Origin of the sequence: Thalassobaculum sp., from assembly GCF_965223715.1 — a bacterium.
Classification (GTDB): domain Bacteria; phylum Pseudomonadota; class Alphaproteobacteria; order Thalassobaculales; family Thalassobaculaceae; genus Thalassobaculum.
The window spans coordinates 3608875-3621630 of record NZ_OZ245012.1 but is presented as its reverse complement, the minus strand read 5'-3'; the positions used below and the strand labels follow the sequence as shown (position 1 = coordinate 3621630).

The 12756-nt window shown below is 62.6% G+C and carries 10 protein-coding genes; 7 read left to right on the top strand and 3 right to left on the bottom strand.

Annotated elements, in window-relative coordinates; all coding sequences use genetic code 11:
• Nucleotides 1-507: 507 nt before the first annotated feature.
• Both ACOQOP_RS16695 and ACOQOP_RS16690 read left to right on the top strand, forming a co-directional pair.
• Nucleotides 508-1596, top strand: a complete 1089-nt coding sequence (locus ACOQOP_RS16695; protein WP_420562947.1) for a YheC/YheD family protein — start codon at nt 508-510, stop codon at nt 1594-1596.
• A complete protein-coding gene (locus ACOQOP_RS16690) occupies nt 1593-2663 on the top strand; it encodes a YheC/YheD family protein (RefSeq protein ID WP_420562946.1) in 1071 nt (356 codons plus the stop codon). Before ACOQOP_RS16695 ends, ACOQOP_RS16690 begins: the two co-directional genes overlap by 4 nt.
• A gap of 88 nt (nt 2664-2751) precedes the next feature.
• Here ACOQOP_RS16690 and ACOQOP_RS16685 read toward each other — a convergent pair whose 3' ends face one another.
• A complete protein-coding gene (locus ACOQOP_RS16685; protein WP_420562945.1) occupies nt 2752-3789 on the bottom strand; it encodes a pentapeptide repeat-containing protein in 1038 nt (345 codons plus the stop codon).
• A 431-nt stretch (nt 3790-4220) separates the two neighbouring features.
• Here ACOQOP_RS16685 and ACOQOP_RS16680 point away from each other — a divergent pair, with 431 nt between their 5' ends.
• On the top strand, nt 4221-5303 hold the full coding sequence (locus ACOQOP_RS16680) for an NAD(P)H-binding protein (RefSeq protein WP_420566539.1): 1083 nt from the start codon (nt 4221-4223) through the stop codon (nt 5301-5303).
• Between the two features lie 74 nt (nt 5304-5377).
• On the opposite strand, the gene ACOQOP_RS16675 is transcribed toward ACOQOP_RS16680, so the two are convergent.
• Nucleotides 5378-6754, bottom strand: a complete 1377-nt coding sequence (locus ACOQOP_RS16675; protein WP_420562944.1) for a sensor histidine kinase — start codon at nt 6752-6754, stop codon at nt 5378-5380.
• Nucleotides 6751-7476 carry a response regulator gene (locus tag ACOQOP_RS16670; protein WP_420562943.1) on the bottom strand — a complete coding sequence of 242 codons (726 nt, stop codon included), beginning with the start codon at nt 7474-7476 and terminating at the stop codon, nt 6751-6753. Before ACOQOP_RS16670 ends, ACOQOP_RS16675 begins: the two co-directional genes overlap by 4 nt.
• 356 nt (nt 7477-7832) lie before the next feature.
• On the opposite strand from ACOQOP_RS16670, the gene ACOQOP_RS16665 reads away from it, so the two are divergent.
• From ACOQOP_RS16665 to ACOQOP_RS16650, 4 genes are all read left to right on the top strand, one after another.
• Nucleotides 7833-8657: a MipA/OmpV family protein gene (locus ACOQOP_RS16665; RefSeq protein ID WP_420562942.1), complete on the top strand. Its 825-nt coding sequence runs from the start codon at nt 7833-7835 to the stop codon at nt 8655-8657.
• Nucleotides 8658-8856: 199 nt separating this feature from the next.
• Nucleotides 8857-9999, top strand: coding sequence for an amidohydrolase family protein (locus ACOQOP_RS16660; RefSeq protein ID WP_420562941.1), 1143 nt, complete (start codon nt 8857-8859; stop codon nt 9997-9999).
• A 125-nt stretch (nt 10000-10124) separates the two neighbouring features.
• The gene (locus ACOQOP_RS16655; RefSeq protein ID WP_420562940.1) at nt 10125-10808 is read left to right on the top strand and encodes a winged helix-turn-helix domain-containing protein; all 684 of its coding nucleotides are present in this window, start codon (nt 10125-10127) and stop codon (nt 10806-10808) included.
• Nucleotides 10805-11830: a sensor histidine kinase gene (locus ACOQOP_RS16650; RefSeq protein WP_420562939.1), complete on the top strand. Its 1026-nt coding sequence runs from the start codon at nt 10805-10807 to the stop codon at nt 11828-11830. The genes ACOQOP_RS16655 and ACOQOP_RS16650 overlap by 4 nt, the downstream gene beginning before the upstream one ends.
• The last annotated feature ends 926 nt before the right edge of the window (nt 11831-12756 follow it).

Below are 12756 nucleotides of genomic sequence, written 5' to 3'. Positions count from 1 at the left end.
CCCCGGCTCCGCCTTAGCTGCTCCGCCGTACCACCCGTCCCCATCCGTGCAGCCTCGCGAATGGGTGTGTTTCCTCGTTTGACGCCGACGTTTGCGTCGCGCGTTGTTATCTGATTATCCGCGTATGATTCTGTTTGACGACGAAGCAACACGTCAATTGAACAACTGTGACAATATGTGTCGCGCGTAGTAACAGACTGATGTTTGAAGAACGCCGAGCATCCTGCCTGGCCTGAAGTATCTGTCAGCACTTGAACAGGCCTTGCATTGGCCGAGCCTTGGCCACCGCCTATTGCTTCCTATAATTCAGTACGCAAAAACAGTCTGATGGCTGTGACCGGTGACGACCCGACCGGTCAGATCCGGCGCAAGAGTGTTGTCGCGGTCACGCTATTGGGGGAGTTTTTCTCTGCGAAAGGAAGCAAGCGCCGAATGGTTTTACTTGCCGCCGATCGATCCGTCTGTCAGCCCCTATAGCAAGGCGACCATTCTGACCATGGCACCGCGATGACCGCGCCACTCACTCTCGGATATCTTCAGGCGTCAAGCGGGCCCCCCGCGTCGAGGGATAGCGAACGGGTCCGCGCGCTCGCGGCGGAGGCTGCGCTGCAGGGTGCAAGCCTCTGCCTGTTCGGCGCCTCCAATATCGATTTCGATGCCCAGACCGTCCAATACACACGACTGACCCCGACCGGCTGGGCCGGCTGGCGGGGGCCTCTGCCCGATGCGGTCCTGGGGCACGTCCCCCACCTGGATCAGTTCAACGGCACACCAGCCGCTCGCCTCGCACCCTTGGCGCCAGTCCTAAGGCAACCGCCTTTCGACAGGCTGGCGGCCTCGGCGGCCCTGCAGCAGTCCGACCTGGCCCCGCACGTCATTCCGTTCCGTCAGGTCGATGCGGAGGCGGCGGAAGAGACGATCGGGTCCTTTCTCGACATGCACCCGCGGGCGGTCCTGAAGCCCGCCCGGGAGAAGACGGGTACGCGTGCCGCGTTCATCGCCGCCGATGGGTACGATCTGGTGGTGCGTCAGCTCAACCGGCACTGGCGCAAGCCCAGAGCGAGCGCATTGGCCGAGCTTGCCGCCCTCATCGGGCCCGATCCTTGGATCATCCAGAAGATGATCGTCTCTCGCGTCGATGACGGCCGGACATTCGACGTCCGATGCCACACCCACAAGGACGGCAACGGGGATTGGGACCGCGTGCGCAGCCCGATCGGTCTGTCGGAAGCCGGCATGCTCTTCTCGAACGCGAGTCGGGGCGGATACCAGGGCGGGCTGGACAAGGCCCTCGCCAGGCTGACCGAGGATAGCGCAGCCCTGGCGGATCGGGTCCGCAATCTCGGTCTTCAGGCGTCGGAAGCCCTCGACGCCCACTACGGCGGGGAGCTCTTCGAGCTGGAAGTTGCCATCCTGATCGACCCTCAACACCAACCGTGGATCGCCGGGGTGACGTCCGACCCGATGACGCCATTCCACGAGTTCGAGCGCGCCCGACTGCACGTCGCCTATGCCCTGCATAGGGCCGACCGGTTCAGGTCGGAAGCGGGCCACGGCGCGTCGTCGCGTGCACCAACCCACAAGGCCACGCGATGACGGCGCCCATCCTACTCGGCCTGTTCCACGGTGCGGCGTCCCGGGCGACGGCGATGAAGAGCAGGCGCGTGCGGGCGATCGCTGGGGAGGCCCTGCTTCAAGGCGCGGATTTCGGCCTGTTCGGAGCCGCCGACATCGATTTCGACGCCGGGACCGTCGACTATCTGCGGCTGACCGGGGGCGACCTGGTGGAATGGCGGGGCCCGATGCCGGATGTGGTGCTGCAAGGCGAGACCGTGCCGAGCTACGACGGCTGTCCGACCGCCGCCCGCCTGCGCACCGTCGCTCCCTTTGTAAGCTGGCTCCTGCCGCACAAGTCGGAGGTCTCCGCCGTCCTGCGGACAACCGATCTGGCGCCCCACGTCATCCCCTATTGCGAGGTCGTGACCCCCGGTGCTGAGGCGGTGATCGCCTCGTTCCTCGACCAGCACGGCCGGGCGGTCCTCAAGCCGGGGTTCGAGCACGTGGCGAGCCGGATCTTCTTCGTCGCCACTGACGGAGGCGACATCGTGGTCCGACGCCGCGACCGCCGCTGGCGCCTGCCCCGGGAGAAGGGGCTGGCCGAACTCGCGCGTCTGATCGGAGACCGGCCCTGGACCCTCCAGAAAATGATCATCTCCCGCGCCAGCGACGGTCGGGCGTTCGATATCTTCATCCATGCCCACAAGGACGCAGCCGGCCGCTGGGAGCTGGTGCGCAGCTACGGCCGGGTGTCGGAGATCGGCGCGCTGGCCACGATCACGAGTTGGGGGGGCTATATCGGCGACCTGGACGCGGTCCTGGCCGGTCTCGGAGACCGGGGTGCGGCGCTGGCGGGGCGTGTCCAACAGCTCGGCCTTCAGATCGGCGAGACGCTGGACGCCCATTACGGCGGAAAGCTCGACGAGATCGGGGCCGATATCCTGGTCGATCCGCAGCACTGGCCCTGGATCGCGGAGGTCAATTCGGGGCCGGCGACCCGCTTCCACGAATTCGAGCGCGCCCGTCCGCACGTTGCCTTCGCCATCGACGTCGCACGTCGATTCAAGGCCGGAGAGGCGGTGCCGCAGTTCGACGCTCGGGGATAAACAACCGTCTCCCCGGTTCTGTCAGACGCCCCGAGCTCTGAGGCCTGTAGGGGCTTTGGGTCTGGCTCCGGGCCCAGGTCCGATCTCGTTATCGTCCTGACAGACCCTGCGTATCCAGATTGACGATCCCCGTCGCCGTTTCCACCCGAATGGGGCCGAGCTGCGCGTCCTCCAGTTCGGCATTCTCCATCAGGGCGTTGGTCAGGATGGCCCCCCGCAGATCGGCGCCTCTGAGGTTCGTCCCGTCGAGAATGGCAGACGACAGATCCGCCCTGGGCAGGTGCGCACCGGCGAGGTTGGTTGCGCTGAGATCCGTGCCGAACAGATCGGCCAGCGTGAGATCCACATTGGAGAGGTCCAGGCCCTTGAGTTCGGAATCCCGGAAGCTGGCGCGAATACCGGACCGCCCTCCCGACATCACCCATTGGACATGACGTTTCAGCTTCTCGCTGACCTTCTTGGGAAGCTTGTCCAGCCGGGACAGCCCGACGACCCCCGCCTCGGCGAGCGTATCGAGGTCAAGTCCATCCAGCTTCGCGTTGCGGACATCCGCTCCTTCAAGGCGCGCTCCGGTGATGTCGGCCCCGGTCAGGTCAGCGCCGACCAGGTTCGCACCCTTCAGATTGGCGCCTCTGAGGATCGCCCCCTGCAGATTGCATTCGAACAGGTTGGCCGACTGCAGATCGGCGCGGGTCAGGTTCGCGTTCTTGAGCGACGCTTTCTCGAGATCGGTTCCTCGAAGATCGCTCGGACGCTGATCTCCCCGGATGTTCAGCACGGCAGGGCTGATATCTGCGTCGGTTAGATCGGCGGATTTGAAACTGGTCGCTCGGGCACGGATACCCGTGAGGTTGGCCGATCGGAACATCGACCCGTCAAAGACACAGCCTTGAAAGCGGCTCTGTTCAAAGACGCTGGAGTTGAATTTTATTCGCCAGAATGCACAGTTTTCGACCGAGGAATTGAAAAGCTCAACGTTGCTCAGGTTGATCTCAACGGCTTTGACGCCGCGGATCGCGGCGCCTTGCACCGTCAGTCTTCCGCCGGCGCGAGAGTTCTTCAGGAAGAGGCCGTGCCTCTCCACCAGCTTGCCGAACTCGGCCTTATCGATAACCACACGGTTCATCGTCATGGGATCTGTGGATTGGGTCAGGTCAACGACAACAGGAAATGCGTATCAACCGACCTCGCCGGGGACACATCTATTGGAAGACGAGCCCGCCCGGCCAGGGGGAGGAACGGAAGGCGAGGCCTACCCGCTCCTTTCATACAGGGCTGTCAGGCTGCCGTGCTGCCGGCGATGACGACCTCGAACCAGGTCTCCATGCTCTTGGATCGGCCTGCAGCCTTCCACGATGCAGAGCCTGCCGTAGAAGTACTGTTGTTTTTCAGCATGTTGTCATCCCCCATTTCATCCATCCTGTTCGGCCAAGGGGCCTGAACACATGATCCGCGCCGCAGGAAGCTTGAGCCGCCAAGTATAAATATTTTGCTAAATTTCTGGAAAATCGTTTGGTCCGCTACGGCGGATCAGACTGGGCGACCCCTTCGTTGGAAATGGAATGGTTGCTCCGATGTCCGGCGGAGCTTTCCAATCAATCTGCCTTCCGTCACACTGCGGAAATGGGTCAAACGAATCCCAAAGGCCCCAATAATGTGGTCGGCCCGAAGCGGGTCGTCGTACTTGGCGCGACCGGAACGATCGGACGCGCGACCGTCAGAGCCCTTCTCGAACGAGGGCACCAGGTGATCTGCCTCGTACGCCCGGCAAGCTGCCATAAGGCGCGTATGGAACTCCCCGCGGCCGCCGACATCCGGCCCTGCGACATCACCGATCCCGAGGCCCTGGCCAGCGATGGCTTTCGCGGGGAAACCTTCGATGCGCTGGTCTCCTGTCTCGCCTCTCGCACAGGCACTCCACGGGACGCGTGGGCCATCGACTACGCGGCGCACGCGCGGGCCCTCGGTATCGCACGCGACGCCGGCATATCGCACATGGTGCTGCTCTCGGCGATCTGTGTGCAGCGACCACGGTTGGCGTTCCAGAAGGCCAAGCTTGCCTTCGAGGAGGAGCTGATCGCATCCGGGCTGACCTTCTCGATCGTGCGGCCGACCGCCTATTTCAAATCGCTGTCGGGTCAGATCGAGCGGGTGCGTCGCGGAAAGCCGTATCTCGTGTTCGGGGACGGCCGGCTCACGGCCTGCAAGCCGATCAGCGACAGGGACTTGGGAAACTATCTGGCAGACTGTCTGGCCGATGAGCGTCTCTGGAACCGGGTGCTGCCGATTGGAGGGCCCGGCCCCGCCATAACGCCCCTCGAGCAAGGTATGCGGCTCTTCGAGCTACTGAATGAGCCGCCGCGGATCCGGCGGGTGCCGATCGTCCTGCTGGACGGCATCATCGCGGCGCTGAGTACCCTGGGAACGGTCTCCCGGCGCCTGCGCGACAAGGCCGAACTGGCTCGTATCGGGAGATACTATGCGACCGAGTCGATGCTGGTTCTCGATACGGCGACCGGCCGCTACGACGCGGACGCGACACCGTCGGCGGGCACGGACACGCTCTTCGATTATTACGCGACGGTTCTGGCCGAAGACGTGTCGGTCGATCTCGGAGAACATGCGGTTTTCGGCAAGTAGACCTTAGGTCTCAAGGGTTGGCCGCCCCGTTGGTCGCAGCCCACTCGAGTCCACATGAGAAAGTGCCTGCGAAATCAGGGGCTGCTCACCTGGCCTGGCAACCAGATCCGCATTTTCAGACCGTTGAGCACATTGGTGGCCCGTATTGTTCCGCCGTGCTTATGGATGATCGTGCGCGCGATGGAGAGCCCGAGGCCCACATTCCCGGTCTCCGTATTTCTGCCCTCGTCGACCCGGAAGAATGGGTCGAAGATATCCTCGAGCATCTCATCCGGCACACCAGGACCCTCGTCGACGATTTCAATCGAAATGCCGCCGTCCTCCGAGTCGACGGCCAGATGTACGTTGCTTCCGTAGTTGACGGCGTTCTCGAGCACGTTTCGAATTGCGCGTCGTAAGGAGACCGGCCGGCATAGGTAGCCGTGGCTCCGCAGACCGGCCGAGAAGCCCACCCCCGGGAACTCTCTGGAAAGAGCGAGAAGGGTCTCGACGAGATCGACCGTTTCGCTTTTCTCTTCCTGAACTTCCTGTCTGGCAAAAGCCAGACTGCCTTCGACCATCGAGCCCATGTCCTTGAGGGTCTGGATCATCTCGGACTTTAGTTCTTGATCCTCAATGAACTCCGCTCGCAGCCTGAGGGACGTGATGGGGGTCCGCAGATCGTGGCTGACGGCCGCCAGCATTTTCGTTCGGTCTTCGACAAATCGGCTCAGGCGTTCCTGCATGGTGTTGAACGCGATCGTCGTGGATCTGAGCTCGTCCGGCCCTTCCACCTCGACGTAGCCGACGGCCTCTCCCTGGCCGAACCGCTCGGCGGCCAAAGACAGTTTCCGCAACGGCGCCGTGATGCGTTTGACGATGATCGCGACGATCAACAGGATTCCGACGAGCGTGAGGGCAGCCGAGAGAAATACCGGAAGAAGAATGACCAGTTCATCGACCGGCGATAACACCCTGGCGTTGAGCCATTCCTTCTCATTCAACTGTATCGAAACATAATCGATCGGACAGGCGCCGTCTTGGCTGGATTGCTCGTCGCCAATTAGGCAGTTCTCGAATCTTTCCGCGAACCAGAATTCCCAAATACTCAAGGACGACACCGCATTATCCGTGGCGAATATCGGCACGCCGGACAGAATTTTTGGTACGTGGGCTATACTGTCATCGGGAATTTCGAACCTGTTCTGTGTCAGCGGCACGTCATCGACATGGAACTGAATATCCGGATCGCTTGTCGCCCGTAGGAGCTTCTCGCGTTCGGCCCCGGAAGTTGTACGCCCAACCTCATAGGCGGTAGCCACTTCCTCGATGACCATGCGGATCTGCTGTTCCTGAATGCCTTCATCGGTCTTGAAATAGAAGACGACGAGAATGATGGCTTGCGACACCAGGACAGTCCCGCTGATCAGGAGCATCAATTGGCCCGCAACCGTGCTGTGAAGCTTTCTCATCGGCGGACCACGTCCAGGGTGAACATGTAACCGCCGCCCCAAACCGTTTTGACGATCTCTGGAGTCTTTGGGTCCGCTTCGATTTTCTTGCGAAGCCTGCTCACCTGATTATCGATGGACCGGTCGAACACGTTGGCGGCGCGACTGCTGACCATGTCGAGCAACTGATCGCGGGACAGAACCATCTTCGGATGGTCGAGAAAGGTCATCAGGAGCCTGAATTCTACGGTACTGAGAGCTGTTTCCTGGCCGCCGCTCTCCGGCCTTAGGACCTGGCGGTCCACGTCCAGGATCCAGGACCCGAAACCGATCTGGCCCGCTTCAATTCCAGAATACTGCTTGGGCAGGCTATGGACGCGTCGCAGCACGCCCTTGATCCGTGCCAGGAGTTCCCGCGGATTGAAGGGCTTGGTCACGTAATCGTCCGCGCCGATCTCCAGCCCGACAATTCGATCGGTCTCGTCGGCAACGGCTGTCAGGAGAATGATCGGTATGTCCCGTGTCTCCCGGATCCGCCTGCAGATCTCCAGCCCGCCCTCGCCGGGCATCAGGATGTCGAGAACGATCAGGTCGATCGACGCGGCTTTGACGACAGCGTCCATTTCCGCACCATTGGCAGCCATGGAAACCCGAAACCCGTTCTCGCCGAGATACTTCGCCAAGGGCTCCCGGATATTCCTGTGGTCGTCGACCACCAAGATGTGAGGATTCTTCGGCTGCATTGCGTTCGGAATCTCCACTCGTCTCAATGCGTCGCGCTATGGACAGTCGGATAATCAATTTCGCCGCGTCCAAGAAGCAGGAAACTGTATAAAAGTATGCCAAGACGCCGTCCTGGCACGTGTTGTTACAATTCGCCCAAACCCAAATATTCAATCAGACAACCAACCACCCGAACGCGGGCGTGACGTGTCGCCCGACGCCGGATCCTCGGGGGTCTGGTGGCGGCCGACGCGCAGACTCGCTGTCACACTTTTTTACAACTTTACGTTCTTTCTGACATACGGGTGTGAAATGTCCCTCCCAGACTGCTCGGCATCGAGACTTGAACGTCTAAAGCTGAACGAGGGGCTAGGACATGAACTACATGGTTTGTCGCAAGGGCGTCGCAGCGGGACTGCTGATGGCATTCGTTGCACTCCCCGGCACCGCGCTTGCGGCGGATGACTGGGAGTTCGTGATCGGAGCCGGCGTGGGATACGGCTCCAAGTATGAGGGCTCCGATGAGATGGAGGCCATGTTCCTTCCGGTCGCGGCCGTTACCTGGAGGGATACGCTCTACCTGTCGACCGAAGACGGATTGGGCGCCGTCGTTTACGACGACCACGATCTCACCGTGAATGTCAGCTTCAACTACGACTGGGGACGAGAGGAAAGCGACAGTTCCGACCTGAGGGGGCTGGGTGACGTCGATGGGGCGGTAACCGCAAACCTGAGCCTCGAATATGACATCGGCCCCGTGACCCCGTTCCTCGAACTGACCCGGCATCTCGGCGGGACCAACGGGATGGAAGCGTCCTTCGGCGTGGAAACCATGATTCCCGTGAGTGCCTTCATGGGCAGCGAGTCCGGGTCAGGTGGAACGGGATCTGACGACGGGGGCGACAATGGACCGGCGTTCCTGGCCGGTATCTCCTCGACCTGGTCGGATGACAAATACATGAAGAACTACTTCGGGGTTAACGCGACGCAGTCGGCGCGCTCCGGCCTCCGGCAGTACACCGCAAAATCCGGCCTCAAGTCGGTCACTGCGGAACTCGGCTTCCTGTATCCGGTCAACGAGAACTGGGAGGTCATGACCATGATCGAATACAGCCGACTGATCGGCGACGCGGCCGACAGCCCGATCAGCAAGGACGATGGCGTTGTGTTCGGCGGATTGACCGTTTCCTACAAATTCTGAGCGGTCGTTGCGGCTCGCAGGCGCGCCCAGCTCTGACGCAGTCTTGGGCGCTAAAAGCTAGCTGCCGCCGGCAGCGTTCATGTTCGCATCAACAGCGGAACGGCGGCGTCCCGACGCCGGCGTCCGCCGACCCGACCGACGTCCTTGGCAAGCAAGGGCTCCCCCCAATTGCGCAGCAAACACCGGAGCGGATACTGCTATGAAGCCGATCTTGAGGTCCCTGGAGCACATGATGATGGGGCGCCGCGACTTTCTCGGCGGCACGGCTGCACTGGGCGTCGGTGCCGGATTGTCCGCACCCGCCATCGTCTCCCGCGCGGCCGCGGCCGAGCCGTCGGTCATCGCGTTACGCGATAAGGATCTGCCGTTTATCGCCACGGAGGAGACCTATACCACCGACGAGTTGATCGCCCTGAACGCGATCAACGAGGATCACGTCGAGTACCTCAAGGAAACGGGTCTTGCCGAAATCGGTCCTGGCCGGATCGGCGCGATGGACGGGGCGGGGATCAACGTTCAGATCCTTTCCGCCCATACGCCAGGGGTGCAGAACCTCCCCGGCCAGGAAGGCATCGATTTCGCGTATCGTCTCAACAAGATGATCGCCGAGGGGCCGATGGCCACCTATCCGGGCCGCTTCCAGGCCTATGCGACCTTGCCGCTCCAGAATCCCGAGGCATCAGCGGACGAACTGGAACGCGCGGTTCGGGAAGATGGCTTTGTGGGCGCCATGACCAATGGGTTCATTGGCAGGAAGTTCCTCGACCACCCGGATTTTGAGCCGGTGCTGGCGCGTGCCGAGGCGCTTGGTGTGCCGATATATCTGCATCCGGGCTTCCCGCCCAATGACGTCTTCGAAATCTATTACCGCATTGATCGGCCGGACTATAACAAAGCGTATCAGGACTACATCTTCAGCGGTTCAGGCTATGGCTGGCATCAGGAAGTCATTACCCAATGCCTTCGCCTGATCCTGACCGGGGCGTTCGACAGATTCCCCAATCTCCAGATGATCATCGGCCACATGGGCGAGGGCCTTCCGTTCTTCTACGAGCGTATCGTGGGAGATATGGGCGATGTGACCGAAGACGCGCTGAACAAACCGCTCGGTCAATACTTCAACGACAATTTCTGGTACACGACCAGCGCATTCTTCCAAGATGAGCTTCTGCATCTTCTGCTGCGGTACATCAGTGTCGATCGGGTGATGTTCGGGACCGACTACCCGTTTGCGGACATGAAGCAGGGAACCGATTGGTTTCGGGCAGTCGATCTGCCCCGCGAGGCCAAGGAAAAGATCGCGTTCCGAAACGCGGAAAAGCTGTTCGGCATCAAGGTCTGACCCCTTCGCCCCGGGGGTGCCCGGCCTCGACGCGGGACCATGCCAGGTGGACGACGTCGCGCAGCCGGGAAGCTTCGCGGCCGTGGTCCCTGCGCCGAGCCGTGCTGTCTGAACTGAGGCCGACCATGAGATCTCTGCTCATCGAAGATGACGCGAAATCTGGCGCCTATATTGCCTCAAGCCTGCGCGCGATGGGGCACGTCGTCGACCATCTGGAGAACGGTCGCGACGGCCTTCTGCAGGCGACCGTGGGCGCATACGACGTTCTGATCGTTGACCGGATGCTGCCCGACCTGGACGGCCTGGCGCTGGTCCGCACGTTGCGCGGCGCCAGGATTCTCACCCCGGTCCTCTTTCTGACGGCGATGGACGGCGTCAACGACAGGGTGGAAGGCTTGAACGCCGGAGCTGATGATTATCTCGTCAAGCCGTTCTCGTTCGCCGAACTCTCCGCCCGTATCAACGCTCTCGCCCGACGGCCATGCCTGCGCGACGAGGTCAGCGTTCTGACCGTGGGGGATCTTCAAATGGACCTGATCCGCCGGGTCGTCACCCGGGCGGGTCAGCCCATCGATCTGCAGCGTCGCGAGTTCGTCCTGCTGGAGCACCTCATGCGCACCGCCGGCCGGGTCCAGACCAGGACGATGCTGCTGGAGGCCGTCTGGGACATTCAATTCGACCCGCAGACCAATGTCGTCGACAGCCATGTCAGCCGCCTGCGTGGCAAGATCGACAAGCCTTACCAGACGGACATGCTCCGAACGGTGCGCGGCGCAGGCTATGTGTTGCTGCCGGGCGGCAGCTCATGACCGGGAAAGGTCCGGCCCAATCCTTGCGCCGGCTGCGGATGCGGTTCGGCCTGGAGCGGGCCGGCCTGGAGCGGGCGGGCGCACCCGTGATGCGTCTGTTCCTGTTCGCCGGCGCGTCCGCCCGCCGGCTCGCCGGGCTCGCCACAGCTACGACCCCATCGGCTGTCGGCAGTATCCGGTTCCGCTCCCGACGCGATCGGCGGAGTGTTGCCCTTGGCAGGGCGCTGGATGCGGTAGCGGCGGGAGATCTGCGGCGAAGACTGCCGGTCGGATCCGCACGCGATGACCTCGATCGGGTCGCCCATGCCGTCAACACGATGCTCGACCAATTGGCCGAGACGATGGAAGGTCTGCGTCAGGTCTCGGCGACTATCGCCCACGACCTGCGCACCCCGCTGATACGATTGCGGGCCACACTGGACGGTTTGGCGGGATCGGCCGCCCCGTCGGACCGGTCGGCCGCCAAGGATGCGCTGGATCAGCTCGACTCCATCCTCCAGGTCTTTCACGCCATACTGCAGATTGCCCAGATTGAAGCCGGGTCGCCCCGCAGCCGCTTCGCTCCGATCGATCTCGCGGTCCTGTGCCGTACCGTTGCGGACCTCTACCGGCCGATCCTCGAAGACGCCGGGCGCCCGTTCAGTGTCGAGATCGGCGAAACCGCAGACACCTGGATCGCCGGCGACCGCGATCTGCTGATGCAGGCGATCGCGAACCTCCTCGATAACGCGCTTCGCCATACACCGCCCGAAACCGGGATCGCGATCCGTCTTGCGCGGGAGCCGGCCGGCCAGGTCCTGCTAGAGGTCGCGGACCGCGGGCCGGGCGTCCCGGAAGCGGAACGGGATAAGGTCTTTCGCCGGTTATACCGCTTGGAGCGCAGTCGCACCTCCGAAGGCCATGGCCTCGGATTGAGTATGGTAGCGGCCGTCGTTGCCCTACATCGTTCGACGATCCGGCTGTCCGACAACGCCCCGGGATTGACGGTGTCGATCGTCCTGCCGGCGATCGATCCGGATTGAGCCCTGGCGCGGGGCCGTCGCCGGTCGGAACGGACCCCGTGGACGCGGGGGGCCGATAGTCGGCGGCGAAGCGGAAGAGCAGTGCCGTCGCGGCCAACGCGGCCCACCAGGAATCCGTCGTCACCTCAAAGTTCACCGCGGAGACCACCAGCGCGCTGGCGAGCGCGGCGTTGGCGAACGGCTGGCTCTGTCTCGACATCCGGGAAACCCGGCGAACGATCAAGAGAACGAAGGTCAGTGCGATACAGACAGAGATCCCACCGCCATACACCCAGAGCTCGATCCACTGATTGTGCGGATAGATGCCCGCTTCGGACACCTGTGAGAACCCGGCCAACTCCGCCTCGGTCACCGGGATCTGCTTCGCGGTCGAGAAACCCCAACCGGCCCAAGGCCGCTCCAGTATCCGGGCACTCATGTAGTTCCAGATCTCCAGACGGTGCAGCCAGGACCGCTCAAGACCGATATTCGCCGAGACGGCATGCGGAAACGTCCAGCGGATCAGTGCCGGTCCCATCCAGGCAGCCACCGGCAGTCCGATCCAGAAGGCCTTTTTGACCAGATGCGGCCGCCACAGGGTGCCGACGAGCACCAAGGCCCCCGCGGCCAGCTCGAGCTTGGCTCCGGCGCTCTGCGAGAGGGACGTCACCACAACGAGGGGCAGCGCTGCGGCCACGGCGCCGGTCCAGCCGAAACGGTTGCGCACGGCCAGCAGGATGGGCCAGGCAAGCACCACCAGATAGGCGATACCCCGGTTATAGTCGCTCGGAGCCCATTCGGCGGCGGGAGCTGCGAGGAGGGCTAGGAGCCGGTGCTCCGTCGCCAGATCCACGGCGGCCAGAGCAGGACCAACCATCAGCGCCGTCGCGGCAACGAGAAGGGCGGTGCGGCGATGCGCTTCAGCGACCGTCCGATCGTCGCAACCG